Source organism: uncultured Campylobacter sp., from assembly GCF_937996225.1.
GTDB lineage: Bacteria > Campylobacterota > Campylobacteria > Campylobacterales > Campylobacteraceae > Campylobacter_B.
The window spans coordinates 16,677-33,265 of the sequence record NZ_CALKTC010000084.1; the positions used below are offsets into that span (position 1 = coordinate 16,677).

The following is a 16,589-nucleotide window of genomic DNA, read 5'->3' on the forward strand; positions in this document are numbered from 1 at the left end:
ACTTGTAGAATTGAGAGGAATGGAATTTTTGGAATTTTTGGAATTTTTGGAATTTTTGGAATTCCGCCGCCACAACTTAAAATTTTGGCAGCGGAATTCAGAAAGCTTTGCTAGCTTTAATAGCCTGCGCAAGGCTAAATTTAAACTTTACGCAGTTAGAATTTGTACGCCCGCGCGAAGAATTTTACAACTTATAGTTTGCTTGCGTTTTTGTCTAGATACTCTGCGACGCCCTTAGGATCTGCTTTCATCCCTGCGTCACCTTTGTGCCAGCCTGCAGGGCAGACCTCGCCGTGCTCGTTTGTAAATAGCATCGTATCGACCATTCTTAGCATCTCGTCGATGTTTCTGCCAAGCGGTAGGTCGTTGATGACGGCGTGGCGGACTGTGCCGTCTTTGTCAAGTAGGAAGCTGCCGCGAAGCGCTACGGCATTGCCGAATAGCACGTCGAAGCTGCGCGCGATGTCTTTTGTGATATCCGAAACTAGCGGGAACTGCACTTTGCCGATACCGCCTGCGTTTACCGGAGTGTTTTTCCATGCAAGATGCGTAAACTCGCTATCGCAGCTAACGCCGATAACTTCGATACCTTTGGATTTGAAATCTTGATATCTGTGATCGAATGCGATGATCTCGCTCGGGCAGACGAAGGTAAAATCTTTTGGATAAAAGAATACGACCGCGCCTTTTTCGCCGATATTTTTATAGAGGTTGAAATCCTCGACTATTTCGTTGTTGCCTAAAACCGCAGTTGCCGTGAAATCAACAGCTTTGTTGGTTACTATCATTTGTTTCTCCTTGTTAATAAAATTTATGATGGCGATTATACATTTTAAAACTTTATATTTGCTGAAATTTGATGAAAATTTTTATATAATAAAATTTATTTGCTTGATAATATTAAATTTTATCATTTTTTAAATTTAGTATGTTATCATCACGCTTCATTTTTTGATAAAGGAGAAACAATGGCTGTAAAAATCACCGATATTTGCATTAGCTGCGGCTCATGCATCGACGAGTGTCCGGTAAATGCGATCGTGGACGATAGCAATAACCCAAGCGGCGAGGATAGCTACTACGTATATGCCGATAAATGCGTCGAGTGCGTGGGCTACAACGACGAGCCGGCTTGCGCTAGCGCCTGTCCGACCGACGGCTGTATCGTCTGGAGCGACATCGTAGCGGGTCAACCTAGCAGGGATAGTATAGGTGCGGATCTACGCAGCGGAGATACCCCGGTATTTGCTTAGCAGATAAAATTCCGCGATCAAATACGCGGAATTTTAATTCATTCAATCCTTAAATAAATTTTAACCTATTTTTCGATACAATCCGCCTTTCACTTTAAGGAGATTATATGCAGCAAACGCTTTCTATTATTAAGCCTGATGCCGTTAAAAAAGGTGTTATCGGCAAAATTATCGATCGTTTCGAAAGCCACGGACTAAGAATCGCAGCGGCTAAAAAATTATGCCTAAGCGCCGAAGATGCAGGTAAATTTTATGAAATTCACAAGGATCGCCCTTTTTATAAGGATCTGATTGAGTTCATGACTAGCGGCCCGGTGGTCGTAATGGTGCTTGAAGGCGACGATGCCGTAGCTAAAAATCGTGCGCTAATGGGCGCTACCGATCCGAAAAAAGCCGATAAAGGCACGATCAGGGCGGATTTTGCAGACAGCATCGACGCTAACGCCGTTCACGGCAGCGACAGCCTAGAAAACGCAAAAACCGAGATCGCATTTTTCTTTGCAAAAAGAGAAATTTGCTAAGAGTACCACGTGAAGATCGCTTTTGCTAAAATTTCCGCCGTGCCCGTGCCATTTGAAATTTCGCGAGACGGACTTAAGTTTAGCGGAAATTTAAAACGAAAAGACTCTAAGTTTATCGAGTGCAAGGGCGAAATTAAGGGCAAAATTCCATACATTTGTGACCGTTGCGGCAAAGAATTTGATCTTGACGTAAACGAGAGCGTAAATTTGCTTTTAAGCGAAGGTGTTTTTAACGACGAAAGGCACGAGAGCTTGGACGTTATGGAGTTTTTCGGCACCGAAGTTGATCTGGATGAAATTTTAAGAAGCGAAACGGAAGCTTTCAAAAGCGACTATTTTTATTGCGAAAATTGCAAAAAATTAAATTTATAAAGGAGAAAAAATGGCAGTTCCAAAGCGAAGAGTTAGTAAAACTCGTGCGGCAAAAAGACGCACTCACTACAAAGTGACCCTTCCGATCCCCGTCAAAGATAAAGACGGAAGCTGGAAAATTCCGCATAGAATAAACAAAACTACGGGCGAATATTAATCCGATGATTTCCGTTGCTATAGACGCGATGGGCGGTGATTTCGGCTGCGAGCCGATAATAAATGGAGTCGTAGATGCGCTGCGAGAACGTAAATTTAATGCGTTTTTGGTAGGCGATGAAGCACAAATCAAGCCTTTTATTCCACAAGATCAAGGCTTTGAGAAATATATTACTTACGTAGCTGCAAGCGAAGTTTTCGAGATGAAAGAGGGCGCAACCGACGCTCTCAAACGCAAAGAGAGTAGCATCTTTAAAGCGGTCGATCTAGTAAAAGACGGCACTTGCAAAGCCGTAGTATCCGCAGGACACAGCGGCGCTACGATGAGCCTTGCTACGCTTCGCATAGGAAGGCTGAAAGGCATTTTACGCCCGGCGATTGCTACGCTGATGCCAAATTCCATAGGCGGTCGCACGCTTGTGCTAGATGTGGGCGCTTATGTGGATTGTAAGCCTGAGAATTTGTTTCAATTCGCGATTATGGGCGAAGCATACGCCAAGGAGATTATGGGTTTAAACGCACCACGCATCGGCTTATTATCCAACGGCGAGGAGGATAGTAAAGGCAACGAGGTAACAAAAGAAACCTTTCATATGCTTAAGAAGATGCAAAATTTTATCGGAAATGTCGAAGGCAATCAAATTTTTGACGGCTCCGTGGATGTCGTAGTTTGCGACGGATTTATCGGTAACATTATGCTAAAATCCAGCGAAGGTGTCGCAAGCGCTATCGGCAAACTTATTAAAAACGAAACGAAAAAATCCCCGATCGCCATCGCTGGCTCCATCTTGATGAAGCGCGTCTTTAAGATAATCAAAAAAAGCACGGACTACGACGAATACGGCGGCGCGCCGCTTTTGGGCGTCAAAGAATGCGTCATCATAAGCCACGGCAAAAGTACCCCGAAAGCCGTTAAAAATGCGATCTTTCAGGCGCTTAAATTTGCAGATTCCAAAATCAACTCCGCGATAGAAAGCGAAATTTCTTCAAACGAGCAAAAATGAAAAAAGCCTCGATGATCTCAATCGCAGCATACGCGCCGAGTCAAATTTTAACTAATTTCGATCTTGAAAAGATAGTTGAAACGACTGATGAATGGATCGTCAAGCGAACTGGCATTCATGAACGCCGTATCGCGAAGGGCGAAACCACTAGTGATCTAGGCGTGAAAGCGGCTTTAAAGGCGATCGAGCGTAGCGGCTTGCAAAAAAACGAGATCGATACGATAATTTGCGCCACGATCTCGCCCGATTATTTCTGTATGCCCTCGACTGCGTGTGTCATCGCAGATAAACTGGGCTTAAATTTCGGCATCACGGCGTTTGATATAAATGCCGCCTGTACGGGTTTCATCTATCTTTTGGAGCTCGCAAAATCCCTCATCGAAAGCGGTGCTAAAAAACACGTGTTGATAATCGGCACGGAAAAGCTAAGCTCGATAGTCGATTGGAGCGACCGCGCTACGTGCATACTCTTCGGTGACGGCGCAGGCGCTGCGGTTATCGCGGCGCGTGACGATAACGAAATCATCGACATTCATACCGCTAGCGACGGCAGCAAGGGCGATCTTCTCATCACCGCAGCCCCAGGCAGCGTCAATCCACTCAGCCAAAAAATCATCGACGAAAAGCTAGGCTTCATGCAGATGGCGGGGCGCGAGGTCTTTAAAATCGCGGTACCGACGCTTAGTAATGACGTCGTGGAGATTTTGGCGAAAAATAAAATTTCGCCCGAGCAGGTTGATCTTTTTATCCCACATCAGGCTAATTTACGCATCATCGAGGCAGTCAAGGCGAGATTAGAATTTAGCGACGAACAATGCGTGCTTACGATCGGCAAGTACGGCAACACGAGCTCGGCGTCGATCCCGATGGCGATCAACGACGCTTACGAGAGTGGCAGACTCAAAAACGGCTCGCTTATGCTTTTGGATGCGTTCGGCGGCGGCTTTACGTGGGGCAGCGCGCTTTTGAAATTCGGCGGCAATAGTATAAACTAGCGCTTTTTAAATTTCATTGATCTTTAAATTTCGCCATATTTAAGAGTTAAATTCCAAGCTTATTTACAAAACTAATTTCAAATTTATATTTATTCCGAGTTAGGTTTCAAAATTTTAAAATGAAGCGTTTGCGATTGAAAGCATATTATAATCTTGCGCAGTTAGCATATCGGCTTCTGCGTGAGATAGTAAAACGACATTAGTCTTAGGTCTGCTGCTTTTTGGTGGCGGGCTTGTAGAATATAAAAGAAATCAAATATGCGATAGCTTAAATGGGTGTTAATTTCAGCCGATTCTGCATTAACGGCTTTTAATTAGCTGCAAAGCTCGGCAAGTATTTTTACGGCGGCGTATGGTGGATCTTTTGAGCGACCTACACATAGGCTGTAGAATAAAATTCAAATACCAAAACGCTCACAACAGCAAGCATCAAATTGCCTTAGATTTGAAATTTAGCATAAACGCCGGTAAATTTAAATCAAATACTACGAATGGAACAATAAAGGACGCTATGCCATGAGCGAAGAGGCGTCGTATCTCTAAATATCTATAGGGCGTTAAAATCTCCAGCTATCTCCCGTTATACAATATACATTTATCCCTGTGTAGATAGCGGCAAGCCGGAAGGTGCGGTCGCGTCGGCTGCAGACTAAAGGCGGTTAATGCACTTAGTTTTAGTGTGAAAACTACAGCGATTTATAGGTTTGATGATATGCCTAGCTCAATGCCATTGTAAGCATTGGGAAATTTTGCACGAAATATCATCTCACAGTTACGGACGACAGTTATTAAAGTATATTATTGGGGCAATTTTTTATAAATTTTAAGTTCAAATTCCATTCGGATAAAATTTCGATTTATTTTTCAGAAAGCGATCTAAAATTATTTAAAATTCCTCCGCTAGCTTGGACTATCTAGCGTTTTGTTCGTGCGCTCGGTTTAAAATTTTAAATAATGTAAAATCCCAAATTCTCGTGCTTAAGGATAATTTTTCTGATCTCTTTTAGTAAGCTGAGCGAGGCTTCGATTTCGACGCGGCGGGTGCTTACGCTCTCGACGTTCGCGCCCACGCTCACCCCTTTTTCCAGGGCATATCGGTAGATGAACTCAAACATCTCCACGCACAGCGCCACCGAGCTTTGCAAGATATCGACGCTGCTTTGCAGCCGCTGCTGCAAAAAATCCGGCACCGAGATACCAAGCCACTTCATAAACTCAAGCGTCTTTAGGCTACCGCACGGCGTAAAAGTAAAGATTATCGGCACCTTTTTGCACTCCAAAGCGGCGTAATCGTCGATGAAATCTTTGGCGTTTTGCACATTATAAACCGCCTGAGTGATAAAAAATTCGCACCCGTCTGCAGTCTTCTCCGCGATTTTTAGGTGCTCGTCGCGGCTTTTTTCATGGCGCTCGAGTATGCAGATGCCGCCTAGGCAAAGATGTGGCGCCACGAGTCGTTTGAGCTCATAGGCGCGGCTTAGATGCAGCTTGCATTCTTCATTTTTAGAACTCGCCCCCACGAAAACACCCAGCCCGCTTGCGGCATGCCTTAGAATTTCGCAAAATTCCGCTTCATCGTATTTGCCTACCGCGCGGTAGATGATCGCTTCTTTATCAGTGTGTAGATACTGCGTGTAATAGCGCGCAGGATCGATCGTATGCACAAAAGGAAAGGTCCGCTCATCTTTCGTGCGCGCGCTTTCATCTTGTAGATCGTAGATGACGATGCCGTCGCATTCGCATTCGCCTAGGCGCTGCGACCACGCCGTACCTAGGCGCTCGAGCTCGTCTTGAGGGGACGTGATTTTAGGCGGAACGATGCCATAGAGCAAAATTCCGCTTTTTCCGTTTCTAATTTTTTCTTTTAACACTTGCCGTTCCTTGATTTTTCGCGCATTTTAGCAAATTTAAATTTAAAAATTTAAATGATATAATGCCAAGCAAATTGCAAATTTAAGGAACGCAATGAAAACGCTTCAAGAAAATTTAAAGCTTTTTTATCTGGGGCTCGAAAACAGCGAGCCGTTTTTTTATAAAAACAAGGACCTGACGACTCACGCGCTCATCATAGGAATGACCGGCAGCGGCAAAACGGGACTTGGCATCACGCTGCTAGAGGAAGCCGCGATCGATAATATCCCATCCATCATCATCGATCCGAAAGGCGATCTAACGAATTTAGCTCTTACTTTCCCGCAGATGAGGGCCGAGGATTTTGAGCCCTATATCGACGAGGCCGAGGCGCAAAACAAAGGTCTTAGCGTGCACGAGTATGCCGAGCAGACCGCAAATACCTGGCGCGAAGGGATCGAGGGCTCGTATCAAGACCTGGCGCGGGTGGAGCTTTTGAAAAATAGCGCCGATTTTAGAATTTATACGCCTAAATCAAGCGCAGGGCTTGGTATCAGCCTGCTAAGCGACTTTGAAGCACCGAAGGGCTTAAACGAAGAGGATTTGAATAACTATATCGGCGGTATCGCCACTAGCGTGCTAAGCCTCGCAGGGATTAGCAGCGATAATCTCAGCTCGCCGGAATTTTTACTAATCAGCCAAATTTTAACCTATCATTTTAACAAAGGCGAGGGGGTGAGCGTAGTGGATCTCATCGCACAGATCGGCAACCCGCCTTTCGATAAGATCGGCGTTTTCGACGTTAATACCTTTTTTCCGAGCGATAAGCGAATGGCGCTTGCGATGAAGATTAACGCGCTCATCGCAAGTCCGAGCTTTAAGCTTTGGTGCGAGGGCGAGCGGCTAAATATCGCCAAGATGCTCTTTGATGAAAACGGCAGAGCGAGGGCGAATATATTTTCCATCGCGCATCTAAACGACGATGAGAGGATGTTTTTCGTCACGCTACTTTTGGGCGAGATGATCAAATGGATGCGCACCACAAGCGGTACGAGTTCCTTGCGCGCCGTGCTTTATATGGATGAAATTTACGGCTTTTTTCCGCCAAACGGCAATCCGCCGAGCAAAACACCGATGCTTACGCTGCTAAAGCAGGCTCGCGCATTCGGACTTGGTTGCGTATTATCGACGCAAAACCCGGTCGATCTCGATTACAAAGGGCTTAGCAACATCGGTACGTGGTTTATCGGGCGCTTGCAGACCGCGCAGGATAAAGAGCGCGTCATCAGCGGCTTAAGCGGTATCGGCTCAAATCCGATCGACAAAAGCGTGCTTATGGAGAAAATTTCAAATCTCAAAAAGCGAAATTTTTTGGTAAAAAACATCAACGAGGATGTGCTGCGGGTGATCGAGACGCGCTTCGCGCTAAGCTATTTAAAAGGCCCTTTAAGCAACGAACAAATTTCAAATTTAATGAAAGACAAAAAGACTGAAATTTCGTCCGTATCGGACGCCGCGCAAGGCATCAAATCCGCCGGTGCCGCCAAGCCCGTAGTTTCCGGTGAAATTTCGCAGCTTTACAGCTACGGCGCGAGCCTTGAGCTAAGCCCATATCTGTACGCAAGCGCTAAGATACGATTTTGCGACAAGGGAGTCGATTTTACGCAGGAGCGCTCCTTTTTGCTATCGCTTTCGGACGTAAGCGAAATAGATTGGAGCGAGGCTAGCACGCGAGAAGTTGCAAATTTAAGCGGACAAGAGCAGGCGGGCTCGCTCTACGGCGCGCTTCCTAGCTTCATCGCGGGCGCAAAAAATTTAAACGCTCAGCTTAAAAGCTTTAAAGAATGGCTCTACCGCAACGAAAAGTTAGAACTTTTTAGCGCGCTTGATCTGCTCTCAAAACCGGGCGAGAGCAAGGAGGAGTTTTTTGTGCGCCTAGGCGATAAGGCAAATGAAGCTTTAGAGGCCAAAACCGACGAGATTACGGCTAAATTTGAGAAGGAAAAGGCGCGCCTTGAGGATAAAATTTCGCGCGCTAGCGAAAAGTATGAAAAGGAAAAGGGCGACGTGCTAAGTCGCGGCGTGGATGCGGCGCTAAATATAGGCGGAGCGATCTTGGGCGCGTTTTTAGGTCGCTCGCGCAGCGCTAGCAACATCTCCAAAGCAATCAGCGGAGCTAAAAGCGCGCATAAAATTTTAAACGAACGAAGCGAAGCTAAAAATGCCGAAAATAGCCTAAGCGCACTACAAGAGGAGTTGGAGGTGCTTACGCAGAAATTTGAGGCTGAAGTGGACGCGCTAAAACAGAGCCTGGATCTGAAAAATATTAAACTCGAAACGAAAGAAATTTCGCCGAAGAAAACCGACATCTACGACGAGAAAATTTCGCTACTTTGGAAGAGTTAAAGGGATTTTATGAAAAAATCGGGAATTTTAGAATTTTTACTTAGCATCGTTACGGCGCCGAATTTTTGGTGCTACTTTGCTGCGTATCTGATCGCTGCGATCCCCTTTGGGCTTTTGATCGGCAGATACCTAGGTGGCGTGGATATCAAAAGAGAGGGTAGCGGCTCCATAGGCGCTACCAACGTCCTTCGCGTCTTAAAAACTCGCGATCCGCAAAAAGCAAAAAAGCTCGCGATCCTCACGGTTGCCTGCGACGCGCTAAAGGGCGCCCTGCCGATACTGATCGCGCGGGCTTTAGGCTTTGATGAAAACGTGCTATGGAGCATGGCTGTCTTTGCAGTACTTGGGCATTGCTTCAGCCCGTATCTGAAATTTAACGGCGGCAAGGGCATTGCGACGGGAGCCGGCGTGCTTGCTTGCTTTATTCCTATCGAGATTGTTATTGCGCTTGCCGTTTGGTTCGTGGTCGGCAAGACGGTTAAAATTTCATCCGTAGCCTCGCTTGCAGCGGCGCTTGCGCTAGTCGTAGCAAGCTATGTGATCCATCCGCAGATGCCAGCAATCAACACTCATGCGCCGATCTTTCTGATAGTTTTCATCGTATTTTACAAACACGCGCCGAATATCGCCAGGCTGCTTAAGGGCGAGGAAAAGCGCGTAGTATGATTAAAATTTTAATCGAAAAGCTGGAATTTGGCACGATAATCGGGACGCTGGATTTTGAGCGCAAGCGCGAGCAGCGCGTCTGGGTGTGGGCGAAGTTCGGAGCGGAGGAATTTATCGACTATGCGCGGGTTTGCGAATATATCAAAGCGGAGTTCCGCGAGAAAAAATTTCGCCTCGTAGAGGACGCGCTAAAATACTTCGCGCAGGAGTTTTACTCAAAATTTCGATCGATGGATTATTTTTATATGAAAATTTTAAAGCCCGAAATTTTACAAGACGCGAGCGTCGGCGCGGAAATAGAGATAAAATTTTAAAATTTCTTTAAAAAATCTTGAAATTTTGCTTAAAATATGTTAAAATCGCCGCAAAATTTTAAGGCAAGGAAATTAAATGAGAATTTTAATAGTCGAGGACGAGGTGACTTTAAACAAGACGATAGCGGAGGGCTTGATGGAGTTCGGCTATCAGACGGATACTTCCGAGAGTTTTAAGGACGCAGAGTATTATATCGGCATTAGAAATTATGATTTGGTGCTAACCGATTGGATGCTAGCTGACGGCAACGGCATCGATCTCATCGCATTGGTTAAGCAAAAATCCGCGCGCACCTCTGTCGTCGTGCTATCTGCAAAAGACGATAAAGAAAGCGAGATCAAAGCACTTCGCGCGGGCGCAGACGATTTTATCAAAAAACCTTTCGACTTTGATGTTTTAGTAGCGCGCCTTGAGGCTAGACTTCGCTTCGGTGGCTCAAATATCATCAAAATCGACGATCTCATCATCGATCCGGATGAGGAGAAGATCACCTATCTAGGTCAAGAGATCGAGCTGAAGGGCAAGCCGTTTGAGGTACTAACTCATCTAGCGCGCCACAGCGATCAGATCGTAAGCAAAGAGCAGCTGCTAGACGCTATCTGGGAGGAGCCTGAGCTCGTTACGCCGAACGTCATCGAAGTCGCGATCAATCAAATTCGCCAGAAAATGGATAAGCCTCTAAATATCTCTACGATCGAGACCGTTCGCAGACGCGGATATAGATTTTGCTTTCCACAAAAAGCCTAAGAGTCCGCTTTGTAATACAATTAGCATCCGCTTCGGCGATGCTAATCGTTATATTCTCGGTAATGCTCTACAACTACATGAGGATTACCATCTTCGAAACCCCCGTTCAAAATTTGATCCTAAGAGCGCAGAAAATCGTGGATGCCTCCGTGCCACCGGATAAAATTTCATCTTTTTTGCAAAATACGCCGGGCGAATACGAGAGCAAAATCATCGAAAAGGGAGGGCTGAATAAGCCTAAATTTATCGAAAGCTCCGAGGGCGGTAGGAGCTATTTGCAGCTGCACTATCCCTACGACAAGGATAAAATTTTAAGCATCCGAGCCGACGTGAGCGTCTATGCAAACATCGTAAATCAAATACTCATTGACATCATTTTGGTAAATTTAGTGATGATATTTTTGGTGGTGTTTTACGCGATGCTTCTTTCGCGCACGCTGCTGATGCCGATTAAGCTAATTAGCCAAAGGCTCGCCTCGGTGGATGAAAAATTTTTAAAACCTATCGACGGAGCCGAAATTCCAAGCGAATTTAGCCCGCTTTCAAACAGCATAAACCGCCTGCTTGAGCGCATCGAAACCTTTATTTTATATCAAAAAGAGCTTTTTATCGGCATCGCGCACGAGCTTAAGACTCCGCTGGCGGTGATGAAAACCAAAAACGAAGTTGCGCTAATTAAGCCGCGCGAGAGCGAGAAATATATCGAGGCGCTTAAAAATAATAACGACTCGATCGATAATATGAATAAGATGATCAGCTCGATCTTGGAGATCGGGCGGCAGGAGGGGGCGCAGTTCGAGGCGCCCGAGCAGACCGATGTGATCGCTTATCTTAAGGAGTTGTGCGTAAATTTCACAATTTTGGCGCGCACCGTTTCAAAGGATGTCGAACTAAACTTAAGCCCAGAAAAGCTTGATATTTCGGTGCAGAAGAGCCTTTTTATGCACGTGATTCAAAATTTCGTCCAAAACGCTATAAAATTTTCTCCGGACGGCGAAAAGGTGTTGATTGAGAGCGAAATTTCGGACGGAAATTTCATCGTGCGGGTCGCAAACAAAGGCGAGCCGCTTAACGAAGAGATCGATTATTTCGCCCCTTTTAAGCGCTACGGCGGCAAGCCGGGAGCCGGACTCGGGCTATTTCTAGCCAAAAATGCTGCTCAAGCGATGGGCGCGCAAGTAGATCTTAAAAACGATGAAGCGCGCTTGCTAATCGTCGCGATTTTCAAACTTCCGCTAAAAAATTTAAGAAATAGCCCGAAATTCCGCTATTTTAAAACAAAATGAAGCTTTTTATGGTATAAACGCCATAAATTTTTTCGTAAGGTAAAATTATATGTCATTGTTGATTACAAAAGAATGCATCAGTTGCGACGCTTGCCGCGAGGAATGCCCTAATGAAGCGATTTTTGAGGATGAGCCGATATACATCATAGATGCCGATCGATGCTGTGAGTGCGTAGATGATTACTCTGAGCCCGCCTGCATCGTGGTCTGCCCGGTCGAGTGCATCATCACCGATCCCGATAATATCGAGACGGCAGACGAGCTGAAATACAAACACGTCCATATGGAAATTTAAATGCCCAAGCGCGTCGCAGTCATAGATCTGGGCTCAAATTCCGCCAGAGCCGTGATTTTCGAGCGCACGAGCAGGCTCGGGTTTTTTATCTTGGCCGAGCACAAGATCAAGATCCGCCTAGGCGAGGGCGCTTACGAAAACGGCGGAATTTTAACCACCGAAGCGATGCAAAAATGCCTACTCGCGTTTAAAAAATTTAAAACCCTCGTATGCAATTATAAGGCCAAGCGCGTGCTTTGCATCGGTACATCCGCACTTCGCGACGCACCGAACGGGGCCGAGTTTATAAATCTCGTACGCAAGCAAACGGGCATTGCGATCCGCAAGATAGACGGGCAGATGGAGGCGTATCTGGGCGCCTATGCGGCGCAGAATTTGCTTAGCGACTTTTCCGAGGGCGTTACGCTTGACATCGGCGGCGGCTCGACCGAGCTTGCTTACATAAAAAACGGCAGGATAGAAAATAAAATTTCTCTAAATTTAGGCACGGTGCGGCTAAAGGAGCTGTTTTTCGACCGCGGCGACACGAAGGGGCTGGAGAAATACATAAACAGCGCGATCTCGCAGCTCGGCGCCGAGTTTCGCACGCAAAATTTAATCGTAATGGGCGGCTCCGCGCGAGCGCTTTCAGGCGCCGTGATGAGCCTGCAAAACCATCCGCTAAAGATCGTGCATAATTTCAGCTACGATTATGAAAAATACGCGCCGTTTTTTGCCAAGCTGATGAGCGCAAAGACGCTTGATTTGGCAAAATTCCCGATCAAAAAAGACCGCTACGACACGATCAGAGAGGGCGCCATCATCTTTGATAAGATCGTAAGGCGCCTGGGAGCGAAAAAGATCATCACAAGCGGCGTGGGAGTGCGAGAGGGGGCGTTTTTAAGCTCGATCTTGCGCGGCGCAAACCTACCTAGAAGCTTTAATCCGAGCCTAAGAAGCCTCAAAGATCGCTTCGCTTCCGAGCCCAGCGAGGCTCCGAAGTTCGCAAAGGCGCTGTTTTGCACGCTATCGCCGCTGCATGGCTTGAATGAAAAATATATTAAAATTCTTCAGACCGCAGCATCGCTTTGTGAGATTGGACGGGCGATCGGCTTTTATGCCAAGCACGAAACCAGCGCGGATATGGTGCTCGGCGGGCTGAACTATCGCACGACGCACAAAGAAAAGGCGCTCATAGCCGCGATCATCTCGATGCACGGAAAGCGTGAGCTGGGAGCTACGTTCGCGCCTTTGAGCGCGATTTTGCCGGACGCCGCCAAGCTTGCCTGGCTCAGCTATATTTTGGAGCTTGCGCGCCTCCTAAGCGAAAACGCGCTGAAAAATTTAGAATTTAGCTTTGAAAATTCCACTCTTAAAATCTCCGGCGCCGATAATTTGATAATGCTTAAAGGAAGCCTTAAAAAGCTCTCAAAGCCCGCAATTTTTGCGATAAAATTCCTTTAAATAGCGCCCTGCTTGTTGCGCAAGCTTAAGGCGGGCGGAGTTCGTTTAATTTTATGAGCTTGAAGCGGGCGATCAATCCCTATCAATAGCGCTTTTTAAATTTTAATTCCATTCTCGGCTAAAGAATAAATGCTAAAAAATCCGTAGTCGGTGCGGACGTAAAGGCGTTCGCCCGAGATTTCAATAAAAGCCGACAGCGGCGAATTTATCGGCACGCTTTGACGTAAAGGCGTTCGCCCGAGATTTCAATAGCAGCAGTTTTGACGCAGTGCTCGCACTCAAACTCGCCTAAGAGGCGAAAATCCTTCAAGCTAAATGCTTTAAACCTGCCATAAAAATACGTAAGAAAAATTTGATCGTTTGCGGCAAACCTTATTACGCTTCTTGGCAAGGTTTTTGGTACGCTTAGACGCTTTTTGCTTGCGACGTCCCAAAAATACAGCTCATCAAAGCCGTTATTTACGACCAAAATTGCGTCATTTTTGATAAGCCCCACGTTTAGGGAGTGGATATAGCCCACGTCGCATTCGATACGGCAAAGCTCGGCGAAGTCTTTTAGGCGGTAGAGCCTAGCGACATTTTTGCCGTTTTCATCCCCACAGGCTACACAAATTTTATTGCCGAAGCCTATAGCTTTCGCCGAAAAATCCGTTTTAAAATTTAGCTTCTTGTCGCTTCCGAAAGCTAAAATTCCATCCGTGCCGCAGGCTAGAATTTCGCCGTTGCCGCTTAGACTGGAGCTAAAGCCTCCTCCTGTGATACCCCAGGCTTCAAAAAGCCTACTGAATTTCTCTCCATCAAAAAGAAAGAATTCGTGGTCCAAATCAAGCACCAAGGCCTTTTTGGTAGCAGTCATTTTCCATGCTAAAATTTTTGGTAGCTTAATTTGCGCAAGAGTTCTTAGCTCGCCGTCCAACACGATTAAATAATCGCAGCCGTGCTCGTCAAAATTACATTTATAGACGTAAAATTTATCCTCAAACTCGGCAAATCCAAGCGCCCCGCTGTATCCGCCGCCGATATAGGCATGCGCTATTGCCTCGCCGAATTTTGCTTTTTTGTTTTCATAGATGAAGCCCTTTTTTAGGGCATCAACTTGCTTTTTTACGAAAGCTTTTTGCAGAGCATCGTGGTTTGCGAATTCTTTAGAACTCAGCCTTTCTTTGCCGTTTTGTAGCGTCTTTGAAATCAAACTAAGCCCTTGCGTTTGAAGTAGAATTTCTTTCTCGCCGTCGGTAAATTTTTTCATAGCAGCCCCCTAGGTATAAATTTGAAGTCTAATTTCAAAATTTTAAAGCTTAAACTATGGGGTACGGCAAAGCTGTTTAAAATCTACCGAGCGCTTCTTTGACGTGATCCTCTGCCATGTCTATATTCCACATCGGCTCAAAAACTAGATCAATCTCCACCTCGCCGACGCCCTCCACGCTCTCGGCACCCGCGCGCACCCATTCCACCATCATCTCATGCAGCGGGCACGACTGAGTCGATAGCGTCATAGTGACTTTGGCGTTGTTCGCCTCATCTATCGCTACGTCGTAAATAAGTCCCAGCGACACGACGTCAAAGCCCACCTCAGGGTCCACTACGGCGCGAAGCGCGTCGTAAATTTGCTCCTTCGTTACTTTCATTTTTCCTCTCCGAATTTTATGTAGTTAAAGATATTTACTATGTTGATTAGCACCAAAATTATACTTACCGCTTGCAAGATAACCGCAGGCGTTAGCGCTCCAAGGCCCGCGCACGCAAGCGCTAAGACGTTTGACACGCAGGCTGCGTAGGCGATCTTTTTGATTATCATATCCTCGAGCATAGGGATTTTGCGCTTGCCGACGAAGGGCGAGACGTAGTGGTACCAGATGAGAAAGGGCGCGATTTTATAAAGGTGCGCGACGATGAAGGCGAACAAAAAGCCGTATAGCAGCCAAAACGCCGCCAAATCTGCGCGATCTGCGATCCAAAATGCGCCGCTAAATCCCAAAGCCGCTAGCGAGATGTAGACGTTTAAATTCCAATAATCGATCGCTTTTCGCACGCGCCTGGCTAGGATGTAGATCGTCTGAGCCGCAAAGCTCGCAAGTGCGGCAAGTGCGATAAAAATTCCAAAGTCTTTTAGCAAAAACGGCCCCGCGAGCAGATACAGCGCCAGCGAAGCTTTTGCCGGCGCGAAGCTTAGATCGTGCGCCAGGCTAAACATCGGCAGCAGCACGCACGCAGCGCCTACGATGACGAAAAATACAAAACCCAGCACGAAGTATATGTGATAGGATAAAATTTCTGAAAAATATACTCCGAAAATCTCCACGCCGCTAAGCGCTAGCACGAGCGCGAAGCCAAGGCTGATCCCTACCGCCAAAAACGCAGCCGAGATCGCAAGCGCAACGGCGGGGAAGCTCCATTTGGGCGTGCCGATGAAGCTTAGCGCGTAGCAGATCGTAAAATAAAATAGGCTAAGCAGCAAAACGGTGCCGCCTGCGTGCATCAGCGAGATATTTGAAAGTAGCAATCCCGCGCTTAGCAGAGCCACGCCCGCAGCGTAAGCAAAGAGATTTAAAAACGCAAATTTGACGGTGAAAAATTCCTTTTGGATGATGACGGAGGTGAGCTGGTAGAGCGCTCCGATGATTATGCTGATTACAAATCCCAGCAAAAATACGTGAAAAAAGCTCGCCGTCTGCGGCGCCTGGATCGCGCCGAAATCCGCCTTTAAAAAGCTCGCCACGCTTAGCAGCAAAAAGATAAAGCCGCAGATGAAATAGCCGCCTACGATGCGAAACGGCGGCGAAAATGTCGTGATATTCATCTAAATTTTAAAGCCCCTTAGCCGTGGCATTTTGCGTCGGTATCAAAGCCCTCATTGACCGCGCCGGGCTTTAGGCTGATGGTGAGCTTGACCGCGTCGCCGTCCAGATCCTCGCGGGCAATGTCAAATTTAGACTCGATTTTCGGGATCAGCCCCATCGGAAATTTATGATTGACCATGACCACCTTTTTGGTTTCGTCTTTTACGAAATTTAGCGCCACCAGCGCATTTACCATCGGCTCGGGCGGAACGCATTTGCGCGAATCAAAGCCGATGTATTCTACGCCGCCTTGTGATTTTTTATAAAATTTCACCGTAGCGCCCGTCGCGTCGAACTCCTGCCAGTCTGTGAAAAAATCCATACCTGATCCTTTTTTAAAATTTCGCGCGATTATATAGCAAATTTTAAAATTTTGAAATGAGGTAGGTCAAGTCCTATTTGGAATTTGTAAATTTAGCCGAATTTTAATACACTA

General features: G+C 46.4%; 20 protein-coding genes. 14 read left to right on the plus strand and 6 right to left on the minus strand.

Annotated elements, in window-relative coordinates:
- Positions 1-191: 191 nt before the first annotated feature.
- Entirely contained in the window at positions 192-788 is a 597-nt protein-coding gene (locus Q0174_RS10435; protein ID WP_291939968.1) for a peroxiredoxin, read from the minus strand.
- A gap of 180 nt (positions 789-968) precedes the next feature.
- Here Q0174_RS10435 and Q0174_RS10440 point away from each other — a divergent pair, with 180 nt between their 5' ends.
- The 7 genes from Q0174_RS10440 to Q0174_RS10470 all read left to right on the plus strand — a co-directional run bounded on the left by Q0174_RS10440 (position 969) and on the right by Q0174_RS10470 (position 4,821).
- Entirely contained in the window at positions 969-1,253 is a 285-nt protein-coding gene (locus Q0174_RS10440) for a 4Fe-4S dicluster domain-containing protein (protein WP_298043841.1), read from the plus strand.
- 107 nt (positions 1,254-1,360) lie between these two features.
- Positions 1,361-1,774, plus strand: a complete 414-nt coding sequence (ndk, locus tag Q0174_RS10445; RefSeq protein ID WP_177388469.1) for a nucleoside-diphosphate kinase — start codon at positions 1,361-1,363, stop codon at positions 1,772-1,774.
- Between the two features lie 9 nt (positions 1,775-1,783).
- Positions 1,784-2,146, plus strand: coding sequence for a hypothetical protein (locus Q0174_RS10450; RefSeq protein ID WP_298043843.1), 363 nt, complete (start codon positions 1,784-1,786; stop codon positions 2,144-2,146).
- A gap of 10 nt (positions 2,147-2,156) precedes the next feature.
- Positions 2,157-2,303, plus strand: a complete 147-nt coding sequence (rpmF, locus tag Q0174_RS10455) for a 50S ribosomal protein L32 (protein ID WP_005871250.1) — start codon at positions 2,157-2,159, stop codon at positions 2,301-2,303.
- A gap of 4 nt (positions 2,304-2,307) precedes the next feature.
- Positions 2,308-3,306, plus strand: coding sequence for a phosphate acyltransferase PlsX (gene plsX / locus Q0174_RS10460; RefSeq protein WP_177388473.1), 999 nt, complete (start codon positions 2,308-2,310; stop codon positions 3,304-3,306).
- Complete coding sequence (locus tag Q0174_RS10465; protein WP_298043846.1) at positions 3,303-4,301, plus strand: beta-ketoacyl-ACP synthase III; 999 nt, start codon at positions 3,303-3,305, stop codon at positions 4,299-4,301. The genes plsX and Q0174_RS10465 overlap by 4 nt, the downstream gene beginning before the upstream one ends.
- A gap of 352 nt (positions 4,302-4,653) precedes the next feature.
- Entirely contained in the window at positions 4,654-4,821 is a 168-nt protein-coding gene (locus Q0174_RS10470) for a hypothetical protein (protein ID WP_298043849.1), read from the plus strand.
- 427 nt (positions 4,822-5,248) lie between these two features.
- Here Q0174_RS10470 and Q0174_RS10475 read toward each other — a convergent pair whose 3' ends face one another.
- On the minus strand, positions 5,249-6,172 hold the full coding sequence (locus tag Q0174_RS10475; RefSeq protein ID WP_298043852.1) for a methylenetetrahydrofolate reductase: 924 nt from the start codon (positions 6,170-6,172) through the stop codon (positions 5,249-5,251).
- Between the two features lie 94 nt (positions 6,173-6,266).
- Between Q0174_RS10475 and Q0174_RS10480 the strand changes: the two genes are divergently transcribed.
- The 7 genes from Q0174_RS10480 (at position 6,267) to Q0174_RS10510 (ending at position 13,310) form a co-directional block, all read left to right on the plus strand.
- The gene (locus Q0174_RS10480) at positions 6,267-8,558 is read left to right on the plus strand and encodes a DUF87 domain-containing protein (RefSeq protein ID WP_298043854.1); all 2,292 of its coding nucleotides are present in this window, start codon (positions 6,267-6,269) and stop codon (positions 8,556-8,558) included.
- Positions 8,559-8,567: 9 nt separating this feature from the next.
- Positions 8,568-9,224 (plus strand): glycerol-3-phosphate 1-O-acyltransferase PlsY, encoded by a 657-nt coding sequence (plsY, locus tag Q0174_RS10485; protein WP_298043856.1) that lies wholly within the window; start codon positions 8,568-8,570, stop codon positions 9,222-9,224.
- Positions 9,221-9,538 carry a dihydroneopterin aldolase gene (locus Q0174_RS10490; protein WP_298043859.1) on the plus strand — a complete coding sequence of 106 codons (318 nt, stop codon included), beginning with the start codon at positions 9,221-9,223 and terminating at the stop codon, positions 9,536-9,538. The genes plsY and Q0174_RS10490 overlap by 4 nt, the downstream gene beginning before the upstream one ends.
- Before the next feature lie 76 nt (positions 9,539-9,614).
- Positions 9,615-10,286, plus strand: coding sequence for a homeostatic response regulator transcription factor HsrA (gene hsrA / locus Q0174_RS10495; protein WP_005871260.1), 672 nt, complete (start codon positions 9,615-9,617; stop codon positions 10,284-10,286).
- Between the two features lie 38 nt (positions 10,287-10,324).
- Positions 10,325-11,572, plus strand: coding sequence for a HAMP domain-containing sensor histidine kinase (locus tag Q0174_RS10500; RefSeq protein ID WP_298043861.1), 1,248 nt, complete (start codon positions 10,325-10,327; stop codon positions 11,570-11,572).
- A 49-nt stretch (positions 11,573-11,621) separates the two neighbouring features.
- Positions 11,622-11,867: a YfhL family 4Fe-4S dicluster ferredoxin gene (locus Q0174_RS10505; protein ID WP_005871264.1), complete on the plus strand. Its 246-nt coding sequence runs from the start codon at positions 11,622-11,624 to the stop codon at positions 11,865-11,867.
- Positions 11,868-13,310 (plus strand): Ppx/GppA phosphatase family protein, encoded by a 1,443-nt coding sequence (locus tag Q0174_RS10510; RefSeq protein ID WP_298043863.1) that lies wholly within the window; start codon positions 11,868-11,870, stop codon positions 13,308-13,310. It begins immediately after the preceding gene.
- 205 nt (positions 13,311-13,515) lie between these two features.
- On the opposite strand, the gene Q0174_RS10515 is transcribed toward Q0174_RS10510, so the two are convergent.
- The 4 genes from Q0174_RS10515 to Q0174_RS10530 form a co-directional block, all read right to left on the minus strand.
- Positions 13,516-14,559 (minus strand): hypothetical protein, encoded by a 1,044-nt coding sequence (locus Q0174_RS10515; RefSeq protein WP_298043866.1) that lies wholly within the window; start codon positions 14,557-14,559, stop codon positions 13,516-13,518.
- A gap of 76 nt (positions 14,560-14,635) precedes the next feature.
- Positions 14,636-14,941 (minus strand): metal-sulfur cluster assembly factor, encoded by a 306-nt coding sequence (locus tag Q0174_RS10520; RefSeq protein WP_298043868.1) that lies wholly within the window; start codon positions 14,939-14,941, stop codon positions 14,636-14,638.
- On the minus strand, positions 14,938-16,113 hold the full coding sequence (locus Q0174_RS10525) for a peptidase M50 (RefSeq protein WP_298043870.1): 1,176 nt from the start codon (positions 16,111-16,113) through the stop codon (positions 14,938-14,940). Before Q0174_RS10525 ends, Q0174_RS10520 begins: the two co-directional genes overlap by 4 nt.
- 17 nt (positions 16,114-16,130) lie before the next feature.
- Positions 16,131-16,475 (minus strand): hypothetical protein, encoded by a 345-nt coding sequence (locus Q0174_RS10530; RefSeq protein ID WP_298043872.1) that lies wholly within the window; start codon positions 16,473-16,475, stop codon positions 16,131-16,133.
- Positions 16,476-16,589: the final 114 nt, after the last annotated feature.

Coding starts and splice junctions, on each gene's coding strand:
- Q0174_RS10435 (WP_291939968.1), bottom strand. CDS start 788: ATGATAGTAACCAACAAAGCTGTTGATTTCACGGCAACTGCGGTTTTA.
- Q0174_RS10440 (WP_298043841.1), top strand. CDS start 969: ATGGCTGTAAAAATCACCGATATTTGCATTAGCTGCGGCTCATGCATC.
- ndk (WP_177388469.1), top strand. CDS start 1,361: ATGCAGCAAACGCTTTCTATTATTAAGCCTGATGCCGTTAAAAAAGGT.
- rpmF (WP_005871250.1), top strand. CDS start 2,157: ATGGCAGTTCCAAAGCGAAGAGTTAGTAAAACTCGTGCGGCAAAAAGA.
- plsX (WP_177388473.1), top strand. CDS start 2,308: ATGATTTCCGTTGCTATAGACGCGATGGGCGGTGATTTCGGCTGCGAG.
- Q0174_RS10465 (WP_298043846.1), top strand. CDS start 3,303: ATGAAAAAAGCCTCGATGATCTCAATCGCAGCATACGCGCCGAGTCAA.
- Q0174_RS10470 (WP_298043849.1), top strand. CDS start 4,654: ATGGTGGATCTTTTGAGCGACCTACACATAGGCTGTAGAATAAAATTC.
- Q0174_RS10480 (WP_298043854.1), top strand. CDS start 6,267: ATGAAAACGCTTCAAGAAAATTTAAAGCTTTTTTATCTGGGGCTCGAA.
- plsY (WP_298043856.1), top strand. CDS start 8,568: ATGAAAAAATCGGGAATTTTAGAATTTTTACTTAGCATCGTTACGGCG.
- Q0174_RS10490 (WP_298043859.1), top strand. CDS start 9,221: ATGATTAAAATTTTAATCGAAAAGCTGGAATTTGGCACGATAATCGGG.
- hsrA (WP_005871260.1), top strand. CDS start 9,615: ATGAGAATTTTAATAGTCGAGGACGAGGTGACTTTAAACAAGACGATA.
- Q0174_RS10500 (WP_298043861.1), top strand. CDS start 10,325: ATGCTAATCGTTATATTCTCGGTAATGCTCTACAACTACATGAGGATT.
- Q0174_RS10505 (WP_005871264.1), top strand. CDS start 11,622: ATGTCATTGTTGATTACAAAAGAATGCATCAGTTGCGACGCTTGCCGC.
- Q0174_RS10510 (WP_298043863.1), top strand. CDS start 11,868: ATGCCCAAGCGCGTCGCAGTCATAGATCTGGGCTCAAATTCCGCCAGA.
- Q0174_RS10515 (WP_298043866.1), bottom strand. CDS start 14,559: ATGAAAAAATTTACCGACGGCGAGAAAGAAATTCTACTTCAAACGCAA.
- Q0174_RS10520 (WP_298043868.1), bottom strand. CDS start 14,941: ATGAAAGTAACGAAGGAGCAAATTTACGACGCGCTTCGCGCCGTAGTG.
- Q0174_RS10525 (WP_298043870.1), bottom strand. CDS start 16,113: ATGAATATCACGACATTTTCGCCGCCGTTTCGCATCGTAGGCGGCTAT.
- Q0174_RS10530 (WP_298043872.1), bottom strand. CDS start 16,475: ATGGATTTTTTCACAGACTGGCAGGAGTTCGACGCGACGGGCGCTACG.